Source organism: Phycisphaerae bacterium (genome assembly GCA_012729815.1).
Lineage (GTDB): Bacteria > Planctomycetota > Phycisphaerae > JAAYCJ01 > JAAYCJ01 > JAAYCJ01.
The window spans coordinates 1-20,403 of the sequence record JAAYCJ010000304.1 but is presented as its reverse complement, the minus strand read 5'-3'; the positions used below and the strand labels follow the sequence as shown (position 1 = coordinate 20,403).

Genomic DNA, 20,403 nt, shown 5'->3' with positions numbered 1-20,403 from the left:
TCGGCAAGGCCGGCCGGCTGACCATCCGGTCGAAGGCCGCCGACCGGCAGGTGTCGATCGAGGTGGCCGACACCGGCTGCGGCATCGATCCGGAACAGCTCCCGCGAATCTTCGATCCGTTCTTCACCACCAAGTCGAAAGCCGAGCGGCCGGACATGCAGGGCACCGGGCTGGGCCTGGCCATCTCCAAGTACATCGTCGAGCAGGCCGGCGGCGTGCTGTCGGTCGAAAGCACGCCCGGTGCGGGCACCTGCTTCTCGCTGGCGCTGCCTCTGGCCGAGTAACTTTTCTCTCAACTCCCGATCGCAATCTTCGCGCAAAGAACGGGCCGATCGTTGGATCGGCCCATGGTGAGGTTCTTGCTCGTTCGGGAGGTCCGCCGGCGGCGACTAGCCGGGTTTGATCTCGATCTTCCGCGCCTTGGTCTCCGGCTTCTTCGACAGCGAGATGTTCAACACGCCGTCGCGGAACGAGGCGTTGATGCTCTCCGGGTCGATCACGTTGGGCAACTGGAACGCCCGGACGAATTTGCCGTAGCGCCGCTCCGAGAGGTGATACTGGCCCTTGGCCTCTGTGGGTTTCTTCTCCGCCTCGACCCGCAAAATGCCCGCCTCGTAGCTGAGCTGCACGTCTTCGGACTTGAAGCCAGGCATCTCCAGCTCGATGTGCAGGCTCTCCTCGTCCTCCCACACATCGGCCGGGTACCAGCCGCCGCCCTGACGATCACCGAACACCCGCTCAAAGAATCGATCGAAGTCCGTCATCATGTTTGCATCTCCCCAAAACTCAGCCAATCTGCCAGGAACGTTTCTGCGCCGTTCAACTCTCACTGGTATCATGGTGTTCCTCCTTTCCAAAAAACCGTGCGATCCGCCCCGGTTGCCCGGGTTCGCTTCGCCGCCTTTCTCCATTGCAAACTCCGTGCCAATGTGCTGTTTTGTAAATACCGGCGGCACAAGGGTTTGCATCGCGGATTCCTGGCCGCGATTAAAAACTGTCAAATTGTCAGATTGGACCGTGTGCGGTTGCCTGGCGATTCGGACTCCGATATAGTTATGGGAACCTTATAGGAGACGCCGTTGCCCATGTTCGAAAACTGGTTTCGTCGCCATCGCAACCGCCGGAGTCTCGTGCTACACGCGATCGGGATTCCGCTGACCATCGCCGCCATACCGCTGGCCGTCGCCGCCGGAGCCACCGGCGCAGCGGCGTACTGGCTGGCGGCAGGGGGGGGGCTGGTGATCGGTTACGCCCTGCAGTTCATCGGCCACGCGATCGAGGGCAACGACGCGGGCGAACTCATCCTGGTCAAGAAACTGCTCGGCCGGCCCTACGTCGCCGAGGTCGAGCCCCCAATCAAGGAGGCGCAAGATGGATGACCGTGCCAAATACGCCCTCGACGTGCTCAAGTCCCGCCGCAGCCACCGCAAGTTCAGGCCCGATCCGGTCGCGCGCGAGGATCTCGAGCGGATCGTGGACGCCGGACGCTTGGCGGCCACCGCGCGGAACGTTCAGCCGTGGCATTTCGTGGTGGTCACCGACCCGGCCATGCGCCGCCGGATCGCTGAGATCACCGAATACGGTAAGTTCATCGCCGACGCTCCGGCGTGCATCGTCGTCCTCTGCGAGGACACCAAGTACTTCATCGAGGACGGCAGCGCCGCCACGCAGAACATCCTGCTCGCCGCCGAAGCCCTGGGGCTGGGAACCTGCTGGGTGGCGGGCGACAAGAAACCTTACGCCAGCGATATTGTCAAACTGCTCGGCGCCCCGGCGAACATGAAGCTGGTCGCCCACGTGGCCGTCGGCCGCTCCGCCCAGGAGGCAAGCCGCGCGGCGAAAAAGCCCGTGGCTGAAGTGTTGCACTGGGAGAAGTTCTAACCAGCGGCGCGGTCAGACGACCTCGACCGCCGTTCCCTTGCCGGCCGACAGCTCGTGGTCGGCCCGCTTCTGATTGAACGCCACTTCGAGGAATCCCGCCGATCCGATGTACGCCACCGGCTCGCCCGCCGGCACGTCGGCGAAGGTCACGCGGATCGGCCCCATCGAGCGATTCGCGACCCTAACCTCCGGCACATGATCCTTGCGGACGAATCGGCGCAGTTCGTCAGCCGACAGGTCCGTCACCAGGTTCCCGAACCGGTCCACGTGAATCACTCGTCCGACCAGCTTGTTGCCGTCCTGAAGGTGCTCGACCGGCAACTCCAGCAGGTTCACCAGGTTCGTCTCCGGCCCGATCTGCTCGGGCTTCAGGCCTCGGGCCAGATGCGCCGCGACCGGGGCGAAAACGTCGCGGCCATGGAACGTCGGGCTGACCGGCTGGCAGAACAGCGCCTCGTTGGCCACCACGAACAGCCGCTCGGGCGGGCTGATCTGATGGATCAGCGTGATCAGGCCGTTATCCGGCACCAGCAGGTACTGCCGCCCGTACTGGGCCAGGATGATCTTCCGCTGCGAGCCCACGCCCGGATCCACGATCGCCACGTGGATCGTGCCCGGTGCGAACGCCCGCCACGCCTCCCGCAAAACCAGCGCGCCGCCCAGAACGTCGTGCGGCGCTATCTCGTGCGTGATGTCCACCAGCCGAACGTCCGGAACAATCTGCAGGATAATCCCCTTGATCGCCCCGACATGGTAGTCAGCCAGACCGAAATCGCTGGTCAGCGTAATCGTCGCCATCGCCCGTCCTTAAAGTCTTGATACCCAGCCGGAAAAGGAGTATAGTTCAAGTTTTCCAGTTTATAGGAAGCCTTCGCTTATGTCCAGACGCTATATCAAGGACCTCGCCTCCGGCGACACCCTCGACGATCAGGTCTTCCTGCTCACGCAAAAAGACCTCCGCAGCGCCAACAACGGATCGCTCTACATTCACGCGGTCCTGGCCGACCGCACCGGACAGATGCCCGGACGCGTGTGGCAGGCCTCGCAGGAACTCTACAACCTCCTGCCCCAGGACGGCTTCGTCAAGGTCCGCGGCCGGACCGAGAGCTACAAGGGCTCGCTGCAGTTCATCATCGAGGGCATCAAAGCCGTCGATGTCTCCGCCGCCGACGTCGAGGAACTCCTGCCCAAGACCGCCAAGGACATCGACCAGATGAAAAGGCGGGTCCTGGAGATCCTCCGAATGGTCAAGGACCGCAACGTCCTCTACCTGGTCAAGCAGTTCGTCGACGACAAGAAGCTCATGGAGCAGTTCTGCAAGGCCCCAGCCGCCGTCCAGATGCACCACGCCTGCATCGGCGGCCTCCTCGAACACACGCTGAACCTCATGGAACTGGTCCTGCTGGTCGGGCCGCGATACCCGCAGATCGACATGGACCTGATGATCGCCGGCACGTTCCTCCACGACATCGGCAAGACCCATGAACTGACCTGCGAAGGGGCGTTCAAGTACAGCGACGGAGGACAGCTCGTCGGACACCTGGTGATCGGAGCGTTGTTCATCGAGCAGAAGGCCCGCCTGGCGGAAAAGGAACTCGGCGAGCCGTTCCCGGAGCGTATCCTGCACCTGCTCCAGCACATGGTCCTCTCGCACCACGGCGAATACGAACTCGGCGCCGCCCGGCTACCCATGACCGCCGAATCCCTCGCCCTCCACCACCTCGACAACCTCGACGCCAAGCTCGAAATGGTCCGCCTCGAGATCGAATCGGCCAACGCCACCGACCCGGAAACCAGTTGGACCGGCTACGTCCGATCCCTCGAACGCCGCCTCTACAAAGGCGGCCTCTACGGCAAGGCGGGTAAGGACGGCGACCGGTCTGGCTCATGATTTTGCCTTGACGGGCTTGTCGGGGCGGCGATACAATGGGCCGGACACTTGCAAAGCGAGGTATGGCAATGCGTAAACTTCTGGCAGTGCTGATGTTGGCCGCCTTCTCGATCTCCCTGGCCGGCTGTGCCACCCTTGGACAGTCATCCCGCGAGCGGTCCCACCGGATCAGCGAAGTCCATGAAAAGAACTGGAAGATGGCCGTTGAGGACTGGGACCGGTTCTGGCTGATCGAAGAGCCCAGCCGCCTGAGCCCGCGGAACCTCTAGTAGTAGTCCCGCTTCTATTGTATTGCCTGGGTGATCTTCTGCGCCCTTTCACGCATTGCCTCGCCTGTCCCGTCGTTGCCGCACTCTTGAGACTTTCAACCGCTGCGGCAGGATTGCGCTAGACGACCGATATATCTATAGAAGCATTTTAATAAGTGCGACTGCAAGAAGATGGCAGCTCGATGAGTACGCCATAGAGCGTACACCGAGTATAATTACTCGTTATGGATCGATTTGAACTGGTAACCGATCTGAGGCCGCAGGGCGATCAGCCGCAGGCCATCGAACAGCTCTCGGAAGGGCTGCGCCAGAACCAACCCTTCCAGACGCTGCTGGGGGTCACCGGTTCGGGCAAGACGTTCACCATGGCCCACGTGATCGCCCGGCACCAGTGTCCGGCCCTGGTCATTTCGCACAACAAGACCCTCGCCGCCCAGCTCTACGAGGAATTCCGCGAGCTCTTTCCCCACAACGCGGTCGAGTACTTCGTCAGCTATTACGACTACTACCAGCCGGAAGCCTACATCCCTCAGCGGGACATCTACATCGAGAAGGACGCCTCGCGAAACGAGGATCTCGACCGCCTGCGGATGGCCGCCACCAGCGCCCTGCTGGCCCGGCGCGACACCATCATCGTGGCCAGCGTCTCGTGCATCTTCGGCCTCGGCGACCCGGAAGACTACAAAGCCCTGGTCCTGAACGTCCGGCGGGGTCAGACCCTCGACCGGGCTGAGTTGATGGCCCGCCTGGTCGAAATGCAGTACGAGCGATCGACCACCGACCTGGCCCGCGGCAAATTCCGCGCTCGTGGAGACAACATCGAAATCTATCCAGCCTACGCCGAGTACGGCTATCGGATCGAGCTGTTCGACACCGAGGTCGACGCCATCCACCTGATTAACCCGCTGACCAACCAGACCATCCACCGCCAGGAGACGATGGTCCTCTACCCGGCCAAGCACCACGTGATCCCCGAAGACCGCGTCGAAGCCGCCCTCGAATTCATCGAAAAAGAACTTGAAGACCGCCTCGACGAACTCAAGACCCAGGGCAAGCTGCTCGAGGCCCAGCGCCTCGCCGCCCGGACGCGGTACGACATGGAGATGCTCCGCGAAGTCGGCTACTGCTCGGGCATTGAAAACTACTCGCGGCACCTCTCCGGCCGACCGGCGGGCAGCCGGCCCTACACCCTGATCGACTATTTCCCCGAAGACTACCTGCTGATCCTCGATGAGTCCCACGTGACGCTGCCGCAGCTTCGGGCCATGTACGCGGGCGACCGGCACCGCAAGGAAGTGCTGGTCGAGCACGGTTTCCGCCTGCCCAGCGCCCTGGACAACCGGCCGCTGCGGTTCGAGGAGTTCGAAACCCTCTGGAACAACATCCTGTTCGTCTCCGCCACGCCGGGCCCCTACGAACTGCAGAAGTGCGCCGGCGAGGTGGTCGAGCAGATCATCCGCCCGACCGGCCTGATCGACCCGAAGATATACGTCCACTCTGCCAGCGGGCAGGTGCCCCATCTGCACGAGCAGATCAACGGCCGCGTGGCCCGCGGCGAGCGGGTCCTGGTCACCACGCTGACCAAACGTCTGGCTGAGGACCTGGCCAACTACTTCGCCGCTGAGAGTATCAACTGCCACTACCTGCACTCCGAGATCGACACCCTCGAACGGGTTGAGATCCTCAAGAACCTGCGGATGGGCACCTACGACGTGATTATCGGCGTCAACCTGCTCCGCGAAGGGCTCGACCTGCCCGAGGTCTCGCTGGTGGCCATTCTCGACGCCGACAAGCAGGGTTTCCTCCGCTCGCCGACCTCGCTGATCCAGATGATCGGCCGGACCGCCCGCAACGTCAACGCCGAGGTCATCCTCTACGCCGACAAAATCACCCCCGCGATGGAGCAGGCGATGGCTGAGACCCAGCGCCGCCGCGAGATCCAGGAGGCCTACAACCGCGAGCACGGCATCACGCCCGAAACCGTCCGCAAAGCCATCCGCGCCGGCCTCGAAACCGAAATCACCGCCCGCAAGATCGAACGGACGATCGTCGGAGCCGACGAGGAAAAGTTCGACAAGGACGAACTGGCCCGGATGCTCGAACAGGAAATGCTCGAAGCGGCCGAGCGGCTTGAGTTCGAACATGCGGCCCTGATTCGGGATAAACTGCTTGAAGTTCGCGGCGAGACGGTTAAAAGTGATACGGCACAGAACGCTTCCGGCCCCAAGGGCCGGGGGCGGCGGCGGTCGGCGAAGAGGTCCTGACCGGGTGTTTCCTTGACAGGAGTGACGGATTTGCCGGTGATTACCGGAGGCAAAGAGCGTCTGTTTGAAGCGATGGCGGCCGAACTGCTGCCCCGCGAGTGCGGCTTTACGCCGCCGCAGCTCCACCGGGCGGCCGAGCCGCTGATCGAGCTGGCGGTCCGCGAAGACGTCCCGGACCCCGACCTGGTCGACGCCCGCATGATCGTCGACCGTTCGCTCATCGGCGAAGCCGTGATCAGCGCCAACACCGACGGGGCCCTGGCTGGAGGGTGGATCGTCGGCCAGATCGCGCCGCACTACAGCAAGGCCATGACCGTCGAAGTGCTGGTCGCCGACGGCACGTACGTGCGGGCCGGCCAGCAGATCGCGATGATCTCCGGACCGGTAGCCTCGATCGTGATGGCCGAACGGATATTCCTGAACTTCCTCTCGCGCCTCAGCGGCATCGCCACCATGACCTCCCGCTGCGTCCAGGCCATCTCCGGCACCGGAGCCGTCATCACCGACACTCGCAAGACCATGCCCGCCTACCGCATCCTCGACAAGTATGCCGTCCGATGCGGCGGCGGCACCAATCATCGCCTCGGCCTCTGCGACGGCGTGATGATCAAGGACAACCACATCGCCGCGATGGACCACTTCAACATCCCCAAAATGGTCCGGCGGGTCCGGACGGCCCTGCGCCGCAAGAAAAAGGACCTGCCGATCTGGGTCGAGGTCGACCGGATCGACCAGTTGATCGACGCCCTCGAGGGCCGGCCCGATGTGATCCTGCTGGACAACATGAGCATCAACCAGCTCCGCAACTCGGTCGCCATTCGCAACGACTGGTTCGCCCGCTCCGGCATCGACTCGCCGCAGCCCGTTCCGCTCCTCGAAGCCAGCGGCGGCGTCGATCTGAGCAACATCGCCGACGTGGCCCGGACCGGCATCGACCGCATCGCGGTAGGGGCCCTGACCCACTCCGCCCCAGCCCTCGACCTGACCCTCGAACTGCAGACCGCCACCTTCCGGTCCGCGGAAGCCTCGGCATGAAACCCGCCGGCTCGCCGGTCTTCAGCGCCGCTGCGATCGAAAAGGATCTCGGCGTTCGCCGCGTGGGAACCACCTGCATCGTCTACCCGAGCGTCAGCAGCACCAATGACGTCCTCCGCTCGGTGCAGTCCGACCGGCGCTACGACGGGCTGGCGGTCTTCGCCAACCAGCAGACGCAGGGCCGCGGGCGCGCGGGCCGATCGTGGCTGGCCGCGCCGAACTCGTCGGTGCTCTGTTCGGTCCTCCTGATCTTCGACGGCCAAGTGGGGCGGTACGCCGGCCCGGTCAACCTGGCCGCAGCCCTGGCGGCGGCGCTGGCGGTGCGGCGGACCTTCGCAATCGACGCGGTCCTCCGCTGGCCCAACGACGTCTACGTCGCTGGCAAAAAACTCGGCGGAATCCTTATCGAAGGCTCGCAGATCGATCCCTCAGCCTCAGCGTTCGTGATCGGCATCGGCCTCAACGTCACGCAGCGGACGGACGAATTCCCAGCCGAGATCGCCGAGCGGGCCTGCTCCGCCGCGATAGTCCTTGATCGAAAGCTCGACGACTCCGACCGCCTGCGCCTGGCCCGCAATCTGCTCATCGAATTCGACAAAATGGTGGCGAGGGTCGCCGCCGACGACCTGGACTCGCTGCGAAGCGACTGGCTGGCCCTCACGCCCGGCCGCAACGGGCCGGTGACCGTCGAGCACGAGAATCGCCGGCTTGACGCGCGGATCATCGATCTGGACCCTCGCGAGCACTCGCTGCTCGTCCAGGACCACGACGGCCTGATCTGGCACCTGCGCCCGGGCGCCTCCCGCCTCGTCACGTAGGGTGCGTCCTCCGGACGCACCAGCCTTCGCCCCCAACCTTCGCTCGCGCTTTCCTCAATCAACCCATCCGCAGATACGGCAACCCCGGCAACTCCGGCCACTCCGACGGCACGGCATACTCGCGTCCAGCCGGCCCGACCCGCACCGGCCGCCGCGCCTGTTTCGACTTGTGGTGCGGATAGCCGATCGGGACCGGTTTGGCTTCGCGCTTCGGCTGGGTGGGTTTGACTTTGCGGATCTGGACGGCGAAAAACGGTTCGCCCAACGCCGCAGGCCAGAACCGCCACGCGCAGCGGACGATCCGCTCGTCGATCTGCTTGCCTTCCACCTCCGAAAGGACTTCCAGGTCGGCTGGATCGTTAGCGAACTCGTCGATGACGCCTTTCGGCCACGGGATCGGCTCGACCGCGTCGCCGAATCGCTTGAGCAGGTCATCGACCATCAGCTCGTTCTCGAATGGCGAGATCGTACAGGTCGAATAGAGCAGAATGCCGCCGGGCTTCAGGGCGTGAACCGCCGACGACGCCATCCCGCGCTGTCGCAACGCCAGCATCTGCGTCTGCCGCGGCCGCCACTGCGAAAGCGCCTTGGCGTTCCGCACCAGGTGCGCCTCGCCCGAACACGGGGCGTCCAGCACGATCAGCGGAATCTCGTTGACCGCAAACCGGCACACCGTCCCCGCGTCAATCCCGACCATCGGCAGTGCCTCAGCCCCGTAAGTCCGCAGCACGCTGACCAGGCGCATCCGGCGGGCCTGCGAATACTCGTTGGCGATCACAGGCCGACGGCGTTCAAAGCGGTCGTAGACGTGCAACGCCTTGCCGCCCGGCGACGCGCACAGATCCAGGGCGTACGACGCCTCCTCGATCTGCGAAGCTGTAGGTCCGCCGCCCTCGGCGGACTCTCCGCCATTCATCGATTCGGGCGACACGCCCTGCAAGTGCCGGATCACCAGATAACTCGGTGCGGCCTGAATGTACACGCCGCCCTCATCGAGCACCCGCTGTTCGCTCAGCCGCCCGGCCAACTCCGTATCGATCAGCACCGCATCGTCATACACGGGCCGCGGCGCGAACTCCCGCTGCGCCCGTCCAACAATCAGCTTTAACTCCTCGACCAGCCTCCAAAGCCGCGCCCGATCAAACCGACCAGGCACCGCCCGCGCGATCTTGAGCCCGGATCGCTCGCGCAACCGCCGCAACTGCTCAGCCCGCTCGCCGATCAGCCCGCGATAAAACCGCTCCAGCCGCGAATATGAATCGTCCGTCATCCGCCCCATGAAGCACTATGAATGCTGCCGCTCCAGCATCTCGATCTTGAGGGACACGATTCGGTAGTCCACGTAGCCGGCCAACGCGGCAGCCGTCAAGAATACTATCGGAATTACGGCTCTCGCATCCACTTCGGCGACGAGAAAGCACAGAATGGTCAGCAGGAGCGTGAAGATGTCCATCATGATGAAGGAAGACCAAGATCGTTTTTGTTTCTTCTTCAGTCTCGCTAGATCATCCATCAGCATGCCTCCACATTCGGAGTTGGCTGCCCACGCGAAACCCCCTCACTTCTCTAATCCGCTACCGCGCTGGACGAAGCCGGCGCATTCCCCTCACAGACGGCCTCAGAAGTGGCCTATTCAATATACCCCAACGCCCGCAGACGCTGGCGGACCAGCTCGATCTCATCATGGCTCAGCCCGCCTTGCCCCTTGTTCTCCCGAAGCTTCCCGCCGCTGGCCACGTCGCGAAGCACGTGCACCACAAACTCGGTCACCGACCGAAACCCCGTCCCGCGAATCATGCCCTGAAGATTGGCGTACAACTCCCGCGGAATCTTGATCGTTACCTTATCCGCTGCGTTTTCCATGCGAATCGATCGGCCTCCATCGGACGAAGCTGCATCTGCGCTACCAACCCGGCGGTGCGACTATTCCTCGGGAGTCGGCGCCTGTCCGGTTCGCGAGATCTCAAACGCGATGGCGTCCACCAGTTCCGTGATGTCCACGGCGTTGAAGAGATCCCACTGCGTGTAGGGATTGATCGTCTCGGTCACGGGGTTGGTCAACCGGATGCAGCCGGGAACCAGTCCCGCCGCGGCCAGCACCAAAACCACCACTGTCACCAAACCGGCTCGTTTCATACCAGTTTCCTTGCTTCGCGGGCCTGAAACCTGTCGATCACTCTTGCCGTCGGTCGGCGCGACGCCCTAATTCTTGGCGCGGTAAACCGCAGCCAGAATCTCGAACTTCTTGGCGTCCTCCGGCTTCGTCCGAATGATGAACTCCACCGAATCGCCGCATACGTAGTCCCGGTCCAACTGAAGCGGCGGCGGCGCCTTGCTGATCAGCGTGGGCACCCCGTTGACGAACACGTACGCGTCCGGGAAGAACATCTCTTCGGGAAGCTCGACGCTCTGATCCTCGCCGAGGAACTGAAGGCGGATCAGCGACGGCGGATCGTTCTGACAATTGGTCAGGAACTGCCCGACCGTCGACCGGCCGTACAGGGTCCATTTCACGGTCTCGATCCTGCTGGGGCGGTGCACCAGCACCGTCAGTACCACCGTGTGCTCCAAGCGGTTGTTGAAGTTCAGGCGAATCAGATTCTCATCTTCCGGGCGGGCCTGGTTCTGCGTGCCGCTCTCCATGTCGATCGCGCTGAGGAAGATGTCCTCGTTGAAGATCTCCGGGACAAGCTGACACCCCGACGCCGGAATCAGCATCGCCAGAACCATCGCAGCCAGCACTCCACTGCGCTTTCCACTGATCGTCATGCTATTGTCTCCATCGGATTGGGGGCCGTCTCGGTCAACGCCGGATCCCGTCGCCGCTACGGAGCCGGGATCGTCGTCATCTGCTCCGCCGCTTCCTCGATCAGAAACCGGATGTTGTCCAGGTTCGTGAACTGAGGAAGGGCCAGGCCGATCGTCATGTACTGCTTGGGATACGGGAACAACGCCGTGAGCAGGAAGTGTCCCGGATCGCGGAAATACGAGTTGAAAATGGACGCGGTGCGGACCTTGAACTCCTCGATCTTCTGACGCTGGTCCTCGGTCAGCGCCTCCTCGCCCTGCTCAGCCCAGAGGCTCAGGATGTTCTGCTCGTCGATGTACTCCAGATCCTCCGCCGACAGCATGCTGCGAAACAGCACGATGTCCGCTCCGGTCACCCGCTTGATCTGCTCCGAACCCAGGGTGCCCAAAAAGTAGTCGCACTCGTAGGTCTGCCAGTCAATCGCTCCGTTGACCCGGCCTTCGGTGATCCCGAACACCAGGACGCTCCCGCACTCGAAGTGCGTGTTGCGGGTGAAGGACGAGAACGTGCTGACCACCGGTATATCCACCCGCACGGTGTCGTTCTGATCGGTCATCTCAATCCGGCAGACGGAATGCTCGCTGTCCTCGGCGTTTTCAACCCCCGTTTCCGCCGCGTCTATGATCTGGCCTCTCTGGAAGCCCCACTCCTCGACGCTTGCCCCTTCCGTGGCCAGGTAGATCGTCTCGTTCTCCCCCTGGAACACGCCCGAAACGCTCTCCGAGATGACGCTGACCCGGTTCAGCGTCGCCTGCATGCTGACGCTCTGAACGTCCTTGCAGTTAAGCACGAAGGTGTCCCGGTAGGCCTCATTGCCCGGTCGATCCTGTGCGGGAACCGACATCAGCGTCGTCGATATCCCCGAGGCCGTCCGGCTCTCCGCACTGATGTGGATGTTCGCCCGTTCGCTATGATTCGCCGCCCGAGTCAGGTTCTCGACCACGACGATCAGCGGGCCCTCGCCCTGCATCTGGTCCTCAGCCGTCATGCCCCACGGCTGGAACGTGTCCAGAAAATCGTCATTCCACATCCGAAGGTCGGCGCAGCCGCCCGTCCACGCCAGAGCGCACAGCAAGCCAATCCAGGGGAGGATAAAGGATCTTCGGATCATCGGCAGCTCCTTGTCTTCGTGTGGGCCGGTTTGGCAGCTAAACTAATTCTATACGGGAAATCCGCCGTCCGCAAGTACTAACTGCTTATCGCTGCGGAACTTCCAGCCGCTTCCGAAGCGGGATTATATCCGCCCCCGCCAGCCGCTGCCAAGGGCAAAAAACCCAACCGCCGAAGCACTCACAGTGATTGAACATAATTCATTTTGCTGCCCCGCCCGACAATTGCTCCAGAGCCAGCATCAGGGCCTGTGTGCCGTTCTTGCCGTGCCCCTGGGCCGCCACCGCCACGTACAACTGATGCACCAGCGCCAGCCCCGGCAGGCACAGGTTCATGCGTCCGGCCTCCTCAAGCGCGATCCTCATGTCCTTGATAAAGTGCTCGACAAAGAAACCCGGATCAAAGTTCCGCTTCAGAACCCTCGGAGCCAGATGGTCCAGCGACCAGCACCCAGCCGCCCCGCCCCGGATCGACTGCAACATGGTCTCCAGGTCCAGCCCCGCCTTCGCCCCGTACAGCAGACACTCGCACATCCCGATCATCGTGCCCGCGATCTGGATCTGGTTGCACATCTTGGCGTGCTGGCCCGAACCGGCCGGGCCCTGATAGACGATGCTCTTGCCCATCGCCTCGAACAGCGGCATGATAAAGTCAACTGCTTGTTTATCGCCGCCAATCATGATCGAGAGGGTTCCGTTCCTCGCCCCGACATCGCCCCCGGAGACCGGCGCATCGATGGCCTCGACGCCTTTGCCCTTGGCCGCTTTGTATATCTCCACCGCCAGGCTCGGCTTGGTCGTGGTCATGTCCACCACCACCGACCCGGACTTCGCCGCAGCCAGGATTCCGCCGTCCCCCAGGTGCAACTGTTGCACATCCCTGGGAAAGCCGACGATGGTGAATGTCACATCTGATTGTTCGGCAATGGCTTGCGGCGAATCGGCCCACGTCGCCCCCTGATCCAACAGTCTCTGCGCTTTTCTGCGCGTCCGATTGAACACCGTGACCGAATAGCCTTGGGCCATCAGCCGGCCGCACATCGACGAGCCCATCACACCGGTTCCGATCCATCCGATCCGCGTTCGACCCGGTTCCACGTTCATATTTCGCCTCCCAAGGGTTTCCTGACCGGGTTATAGAAGGACCGTTCATAACCGTCAAGCAGTTCTCGCGGGTGGTCGATAACTCTGGTAACAACAGGTCTCGTGGTGTGAAGTTCCGTCCTGTCGGCGGCCTGCATTCCCATTTGGTGTGAGGTGATTCATAAGTTGTCAGCCGTTCCAAGTCTCGCGAAAGGTCTGGTTCTGTGCCATCGCCTTGTAGTTGGCTTCTGTGTGGGCGATTCCGGGCTGCGGCGGCGCGCCGCCGGCGGATCCGAATACACTCGACCCCAATACGGTCGATCCCAACGACCCCAACGCGGCGGCGGATGCGTACAGCGCGACAATCACCACGCCGTAGGCCAGGCGCTCACGATCGGACTGAGCGTCAGTTCCACCGGCGTACTGATGCTGGACGGGCAGGCCGTGTCGCTCGGTCAGGATATTCAGCGGCAGTTGGGTGATCTGACCCTCTCGGTGGCGGTTTCAGAGGTGACCCCCGGCCAGACCTCAGCCGAGGTCGCCTTCACTTTCGAGGTCGAGGGCGGTGGCGATCTGAACGTGCCCGAGCCGCGGACCGGTGTGGGCGTGGTTCGCCTGGACTTCGCGGAGAGCGATGCCAACATTACGGCGCAACTGGCCGTCCGGTTCGGCGCGGGCGACCCGAACACGGTCACCGAAGTCTACCACGATTCGACCGGGTTCGGGCTGGTCGGTACATTCGATTCGGCTGAGCTGACCGGCGATGAAAGCGATCCATTCGATCTCGTGGCGAACATGTTCCAGGCCCGCTACGCCAATCCGCCGACCGCAGCCTTCACCGCGACGCTGGCCGAGCAGGACCTGACGGTGAACTTCGACCCGAACGGCGCCACCGACAACGACGCCGAGAGTCTCAAGGTCCGCTGGGACTGGGACGGTGACGGGACTTACGATACCGACTGGAGCACCAGCCTGACCGCTCAGACGCATACCTATTCGGCGATGGCTGACTACCCTGTGCGGCTGCAGGTGATGGACGTCGATGGCCTGACGGATGAGGAGATCAAGGAGGTGACGGTGCTTTCGCCGCAATGGATGCCGACCGCGACGTTCGGTGCCACCGCCTCGGGCTTGAACGTGAATGTGGACGCCTCGGGTTCCACCGATCAGCAGGATGAACTCGCCGAACTTCAGGTCCGCTGGGACTAGACCAGCGACGGGACCTATGATACCGACTGGAGTACGACCAAGACGGCGTCACACATCTACGGCGGGGGCGGAAGCCCTACCATCGCCCTTCAGGTCAAGGATACCGGCGGGACGATCGGCCAGACGGCCAGGCAGGTGACCGTCCAGTCAACGCCGTGGGCGCTTCGGATCGGCGGGACCGCGCCGGACTATGCGAACTCCGCCGCCATCGCTCCGGACGGTTCGGTCGTGGTGGCCGGCGTCTTCCGCGAGACCGCCACGTTCGGCGAGCGCGATCCGAACGAGACCTCGTTTACCACGGGTGGCGGCGGCGACGGTTTTGTGGCCAGGTATACGCCGGATGGCGAACTGCTGTGGGCCAGGGCCATGGCGGTGGAAGGGGCGTCGGATCCCAACGATACCTGCGAGCCTCGCGACCTGACGGTGGCGGATGACGGGACGATCTTCGTCGCCGGCGCTTTTGACCTGACGGTCGACTTCGGGCTCGACGAGGGAGGCAGCCCGGTGACGCTGACCTCGACCGGAGGCCAGGATGCGTTCATGGCCGCCTATTCCGCTGATGGAGTCCTGTACGGGGCGAAGCGGGCCGGAGGCACAGCCAGTGCTGTGGTCGAGGCGATCCATGTTCTGACCGATGGGTCCGTGTTGATCGCCAGGTGCTTCCGCGACGAGGCCACGTTCGGGCCCGGTGAGCCCAACCAGACCGTGCTGACCAGCCCGGGCGCCATCGATTGGGATGTTTCGTCGCCCGTTACTCGTCCGACGGCACGTTCCTCTCCGTCCAGCAGGCCAGCGGCGGCACGCAGAGTGAAGGGTCCGGAGTCGGCCTGACCCGCGATGCCGACGGCAACTACGCCCTCTGCGGCATGTTCGCGCCCGGCGCCCTGTTCGGCACGGGACTGGATACGGTGCCGATGGTGGCGATTGAGATGGATGCCTATCTGGCTTCGTTCGATTCGGCCGGTTCGTTGAACTGGGCCGCCCAGATCACCGGACTGTCGATGGAGGCGGCGACCCGGCTCGGCGTCCACACCGATGGTTCGGTGGCCGTGACCGGCGCGTATGCGTCCACCGCGGTCTTCGCGCCCACGCTGCCCGCGGAGGTCACGCACACCGCAGCCGGTGAGTTCGATATCTTCGTGGCCAAGTACGATTCCGGCGGCGCGCTTTCGTGGGTTCGTTCGGTCGGCGGCGCGGGTACCGACATCGGCTACGGCGTCGCGATCGCCGAGGACGGCTGCGTCATCGCGGTCGGTCAGTTTGCCAATTCGGTGACGTTCGGACAAGGAGTTGCCGGCGCAGCGACGCTGAACTCGGCCGGCGAGACGGACATCTACATCGTCAAGTACAACCCCGAAGGCACGCTGGCGCCTCCCGCAAGCCCGTAGCCCGCCTCGTCAAGAGTGTTTATCCGGAAAGGGACTCGGCGTGCCGTGTCCCTTTCCGCGTTTACCGGGCGAGCCACTGCTCATCGAAGGTCGAGGCGAAGATACCGTGGGGGACTTTGCCGTATATCTCGTTGGTGGAGTAGCCGTAGCAGGCGCAGAGAATCCGGCCGTCGGGGAATTGCGTGGCCACCGGATAGCCCAGGTCGTAGCCGCCGGGGTCGAAGCCGATGAGTTGCTTGGCCTTTGACGGGTCCCACGTCTTGCCGTTGTCGGAACTGATGCAGCCGACGGCCCCGTAGGGCGGCTGGCGATGGCCCCAGACCAGCAGTAAGTTCCCGCTGCGCAGACGTTTGACGCACGGCGGATGGCCCCAGAGGGGCAGTTGCTCCGGAACCGACCAGGTTCGCCCGCCGTCCACCGATTCGGAGCGGTACAGGAAGTAGCCGTAGCGTTCCTCGCCGGTGTCGGCTTCGGGCGGCCATTGCTCGCGCGGGACGTAGTTCCAGTCGGCCCGCATGTAGACCTGGAGGTAGTCGCCGGGCCCGGCGACCAGATCGGCTTCGCTGAATCCGAACGGGTAGGGGTTCGGCAGATCGGAAAGGTATCGCCACGTACGCCCCTCATCGTCGCTCTGCAGGAACAGCGTGTTGGTTTTCGTCCAGGCTGTGCCCGACAACTCAGCCGGCATGGTGGCGTAGCCGCAGGCGATGATTGCCCCGTCGGGAGTTCGCGCGACGCCGAAAGGACAGAACTCGTTGTAGGGACCGAAGTTATCGAACGCGTGCTTTTCGGCGCCGGGGAGGTCGGTGCTCTGATACGGTCGGTAGCCGCCGACCGTGCCGTGTTCGATCAGGGCGACCTTGGGCCGATTGCGATCAAAGCTCAGCGTGACGGTTCCGCCGTCGGCCAATGGGCATGAGGGGTTGGTCGCGTCGAGGACGCGGCCGACTTGCGGGGGGCGGTCCGTGACGTCCCAACTGAGGCCCTGATCGCGTGAGACGGCCCAGCGGGGCTGGGCCACCTTCTGCCAGTGCGGATGCTCTGGGATTGCCTTAAGTCTCTCCAATTCCTGGACTTGGAAGAGCAGTACCACCTCACGGTCGGTCCGAAACAACTGCGGGAAGCTGGCGTACCAGTCCGGATTGGCAACCACCACCCGGTCAACTTTCTCACCCGATGCCATAGTTTTATCCTTCATCAGTAGAAGACATGCACCTGTAACGGCTGGGATTATACCGTCGGCTGGATGAAAAGGTCTTGTATTAAAAAAGAAACGGCTTATGATTAGGGTAAGCGCTAAACGTCATACGTTAACCCCGGCTAAGGAATCAGACTTGGCGGCCAAGATTTCGGATATTGCGAATCGTGTCGGGGTGACGATGACCACGGTTTCGAAGGTGTTGAACAACAAGCCTTCGGGGCTGCGGATCTCCGCGAAGACGCGGGAGCGGATCTTTCGAACGGCGCGGGAGTTGAACTATCGGCCGTCGTACGCGGCGCGGGCGCTGGCGCGGGGCAAGACGAACTCGTTGGGGTTGATCTGCGGGGATATTCACACGCCGTTCTATGCGGAACTGACATCGCACACGCTGCATTTAGCGGATAGGAAGGGCTATCACCTGATTGTTTCGGTTACTGAGTGGGATTTTGCGAAAGAGGTTGAGTGTCTGGACATGCTTCTGGACGGGCGTGTGGACGGGGTGTTGATGGTGGCGGGCGGGCTTCAGCCGGGCACGCCGCAGCACCAGTACGTGGTTGAGACGGGTTTTCCGATCGTGCTGGTCGATATGGCCATCGAAGGGATTTCGAGCGTATCGACGGATTGGCTGAGCGGGATGGATGGGGCGGTCGCGCATCTGAAGGGCCGGGGCCACCGGAAGGTCTGGATGGTGGCGTATCCGCTGCCGCTGCCGCTGGTGGATCCGAAGACGATCGCGTTTTGTGAATCGTGCGAACGTCACCGGATGGAATGGCATATCGTCAACGGCGGGAGCGATTTGCGGACGGTGCGTCAGATGGGTCGGGCGTTGGCTGAGGAGGCGGATCGTCCGACGGCGGTGATCGCATATTCGGATTACGCGGCGACCGGTCTGATCAGCGGGATACGGGACGGCGGATTGGAGGTGCCGCGGGATATCGCGGTGGTGGGGATCGACGGGACGGAGGCGGGGGCGTATTACCATCCCGCGTTGACCACGATCGGGGCGGGGATCGAGCGGTTGGCGGGCGAGGCGGTGGATTTGCTGTTTAAGCTGGTGAGCAGTGACCGCGGGGCGAGCCCGCGGTCGCTGAGTCTGGCGTCGTCGTTGACCATCAGGAGCAGTGCGTGAGCCATGTGGGCGCGATACCATTCCAGGTTGAAACGCATGGGAGGCGGTGACGGCAGATACGGCGCGAGTTCGTTCACGCTGATCGAGCTGTTGGTGCTGGTGTCGATTTTGTTGCCGGCGCTAACGGCGGGGCGGGACCAATCGCGAATGGTCCTCTGCGCGGCTCGGTTGAGCCAGATTCACAAAGGGTGCGTTGGGTACGGGGATGACTATCAAGGTCGGCAGCCGCCGCGGGTGGTGTCTCCGGTGCCGTCGGGCGAGCCGGTATATAACGAGCGGTGGAACTGGCGGCTGGTGGGTTTAAGATATCTGCCCGGCGATCGGGTTCTGCGGTCGCCGCCGGGAGGTTGGGATTATGACAGCGGGTTCTTGTACTGTCCGGTGGGGAGCGTTGCGGTGGACGGGTTCCCGCCCTTCAGTTCCTCGTACGGCCGGAACAGGCATCTGGAGGAGTCGGGCGGTTCGATAAGGCTCGAGAGGGTGAACAATCCGTCGCAGAAGCTGTTCGTGGGAGACAGCGTGGGCGGTCGTTCAGGATTTACGCTGGGGAACAGCTACGGGCAGGTTTGGGAATGGGGTCAGGACGGGGCGGTGGGCGAGTGGGGAGGCAGCGTGAACGGCTGCCATAGCGGGGTACGGGCGAACTTCACATTTGTTGACGGGCACGTGGGTTCGTACGCATCGTTTGAGAAGCCGAGCTGGTTTTTGACCGGCTACTGGAAAGAGTGTCCTGAGGACTGGGATCCGGATTATTGATCTGATCCGAGCGAGATCGCTCCGGTGTCAGTGGGAAAGAACCATGAGAGTCTCGTTTTGCGCGTTGTTGTCGTTGATGTTGTCGGTGTGCGTGGTGGCGGGGTCGTTCGATCCGGAGGCGGGACGTGAGATTTTTCCAATTCCGCGGGTCGTCGAGTATCGGTCGGCGGTTGTCCCAATTCCCGATCGGATTATGTTGGCGGCGGGTGGGTCCTTTTCGGCTGAGAAGGTCGGGATGATGGCGGGGGATTTGGGTGAGTATCTGAGTCGCCGTTGCGGCAGGGCGATGGCGGTTTCGGTAGCGGAAGGGACCACCCAGCCGACGGGATTCCGGATCGTGCTGGTGGATTTGGACGATGTGCCGGAGGGGTTGCGGGGGGAACTGCTGAGCGGGCCGTTCGTTGCGGAGAAGCTGCCGGGCGGTTTGCGGAGGGATCAGAGCTTTATCATTCGCAGTTTTCTGGGTGAGGCGGAGCCGACGGTCTACCTGATCAGCCCGTCGGAGCAGGGAATTTACTATGCCTTATTCGCGTGGTCGCAGTTGGTGCGGGTGGAGGAGGGACGGTTTACGGTGCGCGGCGTCGATCTGATCGATTGGCCGGCGTTTGAGGCGCGGGTGACTTCCGATGTGAACGGGTTGAAGTCGGACATGCCGGTCGAGCAGCAGCGGATGTTCATTCACCGCAAGGCTGGGCTTCAGCGGATTTCGCACGGGTTCTACGGTTACGGCGGGTACACGAATCAGCAGGCGTATGCGTTGGCCCGCGGGCTGCGGCTGGGATACGGGTATTGGGAGCGACCGAAGCTGGAGTCTCCGCTGGCGGCGTGGAACTGGTCGGATCCGAATTCGATTCGAGGGTACGCGGAATTGGCGGGCAATGCGGTGGCGGACCCGAGCATGGGGTTGTATGTCTGGCACGACGCGACGGACGCCGGCTGGTGGTTCGAGTACGTTCAGGATTTCTGGGCCGAGCGGGACGCGGTGGATCGGGCGAATTATCCGGACGATCCGACGCCGGCGCGGGCGGACGCGGCGCGGTTCGCGGCGATGCTGGAGGCGATCCGGCAGAGCAATGCCAACGCCGACGTGTTTTTGACGCTGCCGTGCTATTACGAGGCTCCGAACAACGATGCGCTTCCGGACATCAATCACTTCCGCGAGTACCTTCGCGTCGTTGGGCAGTCGGTTCCGCAGGATATGAAAGATCGGTTCTATTTTGTTCTCGAGGATCGGACGCCGGAGCAGGTCGCGGGGTATCACCGGTATCTGGGCACGAAGCTGTGCAATTTCCGGTACACGCCGCTGTGGAATGGCGGCACGTGGGACACGAACTACACGGACGCCAAGCGCCACGACGGGACGATCGAATCGTACTTTTACGACGTGGCGCACGTTCATCTGGATCTGATCAACGTGATCGCCAGCCAGTACTTGTGGAATCCCGACGTCCCGACGGATGAGGCGTGGATTATCTCGAACCTGGCGCCTCGTGCGGCATGGCTGGCGTACGGTCCGGCGTGGCGCGAGATGGTGCAGTACTTTGCGCTGAACCTCAACGGT

Annotated in this window: 24 protein-coding genes; 14 read left to right on the top strand and 10 right to left on the bottom strand. The window is 63.0% G+C overall.

Annotated features, from left to right (window positions below; all coding sequences use genetic code 11):
* Window positions 1-284: hypothetical protein (locus GXY33_20085; protein NLX07447.1), on the top strand; the 284-nt coding region annotated here is incomplete at its 5' end.
* Between the two features lie 105 nt (window positions 285-389).
* Here the strand turns inward: GXY33_20085 and GXY33_20080 are convergent.
* Entirely contained in the window at window positions 390-767 is a 378-nt protein-coding gene (locus tag GXY33_20080; GenBank protein NLX07446.1) for an Hsp20/alpha crystallin family protein, read from the bottom strand.
* A gap of 312 nt (window positions 768-1,079) precedes the next feature.
* On the opposite strand from GXY33_20080, the gene GXY33_20075 reads away from it, so the two are divergent.
* Together GXY33_20075 and GXY33_20070 are read left to right on the top strand one after the other, a co-directional pair.
* The gene (locus tag GXY33_20075; protein NLX07445.1) at window positions 1,080-1,379 is read left to right on the top strand and encodes a DUF962 domain-containing protein; all 300 of its coding nucleotides are present in this window, start codon (window positions 1,080-1,082) and stop codon (window positions 1,377-1,379) included.
* The gene (locus tag GXY33_20070; protein ID NLX07444.1) at window positions 1,372-1,881 is read left to right on the top strand and encodes a nitroreductase family protein; all 510 of its coding nucleotides are present in this window, start codon (window positions 1,372-1,374) and stop codon (window positions 1,879-1,881) included. The genes GXY33_20075 and GXY33_20070 overlap by 8 nt, the downstream gene beginning before the upstream one ends.
* Window positions 1,882-1,893: 12 nt before the next feature.
* On the opposite strand, the gene GXY33_20065 is transcribed toward GXY33_20070, so the two are convergent.
* Window positions 1,894-2,679 carry an SAM-dependent chlorinase/fluorinase gene (locus GXY33_20065; GenBank protein ID NLX07443.1) on the bottom strand — a complete coding sequence of 262 codons (786 nt, stop codon included), beginning with the start codon at window positions 2,677-2,679 and terminating at the stop codon, window positions 1,894-1,896.
* Window positions 2,680-2,758: 79 nt separating this feature from the next.
* Here GXY33_20065 and GXY33_20060 point away from each other — a divergent pair, with 79 nt between their 5' ends.
* From GXY33_20060 to GXY33_20040, 5 genes are all read left to right on the top strand, one after another.
* Window positions 2,759-3,772, top strand: coding sequence for an HD domain-containing protein (locus GXY33_20060; GenBank protein NLX07442.1), 1,014 nt, complete (start codon window positions 2,759-2,761; stop codon window positions 3,770-3,772).
* Window positions 3,773-3,840: 68 nt separating this feature from the next.
* On the top strand, window positions 3,841-4,041 hold the full coding sequence (locus GXY33_20055; protein ID NLX07441.1) for a hypothetical protein: 201 nt from the start codon (window positions 3,841-3,843) through the stop codon (window positions 4,039-4,041).
* 224 nt (window positions 4,042-4,265) lie between these two features.
* Complete coding sequence (uvrB, locus tag GXY33_20050; GenBank protein NLX07440.1) at window positions 4,266-6,305, top strand: excinuclease ABC subunit UvrB; 2,040 nt, start codon at window positions 4,266-4,268, stop codon at window positions 6,303-6,305.
* 30 nt (window positions 6,306-6,335) lie between these two features.
* A complete protein-coding gene (gene nadC, locus GXY33_20045; protein NLX07439.1) occupies window positions 6,336-7,340 on the top strand; it encodes a carboxylating nicotinate-nucleotide diphosphorylase in 1,005 nt (334 codons plus the stop codon).
* On the top strand, window positions 7,337-8,158 hold the full coding sequence (locus GXY33_20040; GenBank protein NLX07438.1) for a biotin--[acetyl-CoA-carboxylase] ligase: 822 nt from the start codon (window positions 7,337-7,339) through the stop codon (window positions 8,156-8,158). Before nadC ends, GXY33_20040 begins: the two co-directional genes overlap by 4 nt.
* A gap of 58 nt (window positions 8,159-8,216) precedes the next feature.
* Here GXY33_20040 and GXY33_20035 read toward each other — a convergent pair whose 3' ends face one another.
* The 7 genes from GXY33_20035 to GXY33_20005 form a co-directional block, all read right to left on the bottom strand.
* Window positions 8,217-9,428 (bottom strand): hypothetical protein, encoded by a 1,212-nt coding sequence (locus GXY33_20035; GenBank protein ID NLX07437.1) that lies wholly within the window; start codon window positions 9,426-9,428, stop codon window positions 8,217-8,219.
* 15 nt (window positions 9,429-9,443) lie between these two features.
* Window positions 9,444-9,671 carry a hypothetical protein gene (locus tag GXY33_20030; GenBank protein NLX07436.1) on the bottom strand — a complete coding sequence of 76 codons (228 nt, stop codon included), beginning with the start codon at window positions 9,669-9,671 and terminating at the stop codon, window positions 9,444-9,446.
* A gap of 116 nt (window positions 9,672-9,787) precedes the next feature.
* A complete protein-coding gene (locus tag GXY33_20025) occupies window positions 9,788-10,021 on the bottom strand; it encodes a CopG family transcriptional regulator (GenBank protein NLX07435.1) in 234 nt (77 codons plus the stop codon).
* A gap of 60 nt (window positions 10,022-10,081) precedes the next feature.
* The gene (locus GXY33_20020; GenBank protein NLX07434.1) at window positions 10,082-10,294 is read right to left on the bottom strand and encodes a hypothetical protein; all 213 of its coding nucleotides are present in this window, start codon (window positions 10,292-10,294) and stop codon (window positions 10,082-10,084) included.
* A 66-nt stretch (window positions 10,295-10,360) separates the two neighbouring features.
* The gene (locus GXY33_20015) at window positions 10,361-10,927 is read right to left on the bottom strand and encodes a hypothetical protein (GenBank protein ID NLX07433.1); all 567 of its coding nucleotides are present in this window, start codon (window positions 10,925-10,927) and stop codon (window positions 10,361-10,363) included.
* Window positions 10,928-10,983: 56 nt separating this feature from the next.
* Window positions 10,984-12,078, bottom strand: coding sequence for a hypothetical protein (locus GXY33_20010; GenBank protein ID NLX07432.1), 1,095 nt, complete (start codon window positions 12,076-12,078; stop codon window positions 10,984-10,986).
* A gap of 199 nt (window positions 12,079-12,277) precedes the next feature.
* Window positions 12,278-13,180 carry an NAD(P)-dependent oxidoreductase gene (locus GXY33_20005; GenBank protein NLX07431.1) on the bottom strand — a complete coding sequence of 301 codons (903 nt, stop codon included), beginning with the start codon at window positions 13,178-13,180 and terminating at the stop codon, window positions 12,278-12,280.
* A 405-nt stretch (window positions 13,181-13,585) separates the two neighbouring features.
* On the opposite strand from GXY33_20005, the gene GXY33_20000 reads away from it, so the two are divergent.
* The 3 genes from GXY33_20000 to GXY33_19990 all read left to right on the top strand — a co-directional run bounded on the left by GXY33_20000 (window position 13,586) and on the right by GXY33_19990 (window position 15,756).
* Window positions 13,586-14,368: a hypothetical protein gene (locus tag GXY33_20000; GenBank protein ID NLX07430.1), complete on the top strand. Its 783-nt coding sequence runs from the start codon at window positions 13,586-13,588 to the stop codon at window positions 14,366-14,368.
* Between the two features lie 135 nt (window positions 14,369-14,503).
* On the top strand, window positions 14,504-15,199 hold the full coding sequence (locus GXY33_19995; protein NLX07429.1) for a hypothetical protein: 696 nt from the start codon (window positions 14,504-14,506) through the stop codon (window positions 15,197-15,199).
* Entirely contained in the window at window positions 15,100-15,756 is a 657-nt protein-coding gene (locus GXY33_19990) for a hypothetical protein (protein NLX07428.1), read from the top strand. Before GXY33_19995 ends, GXY33_19990 begins: the two co-directional genes overlap by 100 nt.
* A gap of 61 nt (window positions 15,757-15,817) precedes the next feature.
* Here GXY33_19990 and GXY33_19985 read toward each other — a convergent pair whose 3' ends face one another.
* Window positions 15,818-16,939 carry an exo-alpha-sialidase gene (locus GXY33_19985; GenBank protein ID NLX07427.1) on the bottom strand — a complete coding sequence of 374 codons (1,122 nt, stop codon included), beginning with the start codon at window positions 16,937-16,939 and terminating at the stop codon, window positions 15,818-15,820.
* 151 nt (window positions 16,940-17,090) lie between these two features.
* Between GXY33_19985 and GXY33_19980 the strand changes: the two genes are divergently transcribed.
* The 3 genes from GXY33_19980 to GXY33_19970 form a co-directional block, all read left to right on the top strand.
* Window positions 17,091-18,086 (top strand): LacI family transcriptional regulator, encoded by a 996-nt coding sequence (locus tag GXY33_19980; protein NLX07426.1) that lies wholly within the window; start codon window positions 17,091-17,093, stop codon window positions 18,084-18,086.
* A gap of 36 nt (window positions 18,087-18,122) precedes the next feature.
* On the top strand, window positions 18,123-18,842 hold the full coding sequence (locus GXY33_19975) for a hypothetical protein (protein ID NLX07425.1): 720 nt from the start codon (window positions 18,123-18,125) through the stop codon (window positions 18,840-18,842).
* Between the two features lie 43 nt (window positions 18,843-18,885).
* On the top strand, window positions 18,886-20,403 hold a 1,518-nt coding region (locus tag GXY33_19970), incomplete at its 3' end, for a hypothetical protein (protein NLX07424.1).

Excerpts from the sequence above, each read along its gene's own strand:
- GXY33_20070 (NLX07444.1), top strand. The coding sequence starts at position 1,372 with ATGGATGACCGTGCCAAATACGCCCTCGACGTGCTCAAGTCCCGCCGC.
- GXY33_19975 (NLX07425.1), top strand. The coding sequence starts at position 18,123 with ATGGGAGGCGGTGACGGCAGATACGGCGCGAGTTCGTTCACGCTGATC.
- GXY33_20040 (NLX07438.1), top strand. The coding sequence starts at position 7,337 with ATGAAACCCGCCGGCTCGCCGGTCTTCAGCGCCGCTGCGATCGAAAAG.
- GXY33_20065 (NLX07443.1), bottom strand. The coding sequence starts at position 2,679 with ATGGCGACGATTACGCTGACCAGCGATTTCGGTCTGGCTGACTACCAT.
- GXY33_20010 (NLX07432.1), bottom strand. The coding sequence starts at position 12,078 with ATGATCCGAAGATCCTTTATCCTCCCCTGGATTGGCTTGCTGTGCGCT.
- GXY33_20060 (NLX07442.1), top strand. The coding sequence starts at position 2,759 with ATGTCCAGACGCTATATCAAGGACCTCGCCTCCGGCGACACCCTCGAC.
- uvrB (NLX07440.1), top strand. The coding sequence starts at position 4,266 with ATGGATCGATTTGAACTGGTAACCGATCTGAGGCCGCAGGGCGATCAG.
- GXY33_20020 (NLX07434.1), bottom strand. The coding sequence starts at position 10,294 with ATGAAACGAGCCGGTTTGGTGACAGTGGTGGTTTTGGTGCTGGCCGCG.
- GXY33_20015 (NLX07433.1), bottom strand. The coding sequence starts at position 10,927 with ATGACGATCAGTGGAAAGCGCAGTGGAGTGCTGGCTGCGATGGTTCTG.
- GXY33_20035 (NLX07437.1), bottom strand. The coding sequence starts at position 9,428 with ATGACGGACGATTCATATTCGCGGCTGGAGCGGTTTTATCGCGGGCTG.
- GXY33_20055 (NLX07441.1), top strand. The coding sequence starts at position 3,841 with ATGCGTAAACTTCTGGCAGTGCTGATGTTGGCCGCCTTCTCGATCTCC.
- GXY33_20025 (NLX07435.1), bottom strand. The coding sequence starts at position 10,021 with ATGGAAAACGCAGCGGATAAGGTAACGATCAAGATTCCGCGGGAGTTG.
- GXY33_19985 (NLX07427.1), bottom strand. The coding sequence starts at position 16,939 with ATGGCATCGGGTGAGAAAGTTGACCGGGTGGTGGTTGCCAATCCGGAC.
- GXY33_20030 (NLX07436.1), bottom strand. The coding sequence starts at position 9,671 with ATGGATGATCTAGCGAGACTGAAGAAGAAACAAAAACGATCTTGGTCT.
- GXY33_20000 (NLX07430.1), top strand. The coding sequence starts at position 13,586 with ATGCTGGACGGGCAGGCCGTGTCGCTCGGTCAGGATATTCAGCGGCAG.
- GXY33_20005 (NLX07431.1), bottom strand. The coding sequence starts at position 13,180 with ATGAACGTGGAACCGGGTCGAACGCGGATCGGATGGATCGGAACCGGT.
- GXY33_20080 (NLX07446.1), bottom strand. The coding sequence starts at position 767 with ATGATGACGGACTTCGATCGATTCTTTGAGCGGGTGTTCGGTGATCGT.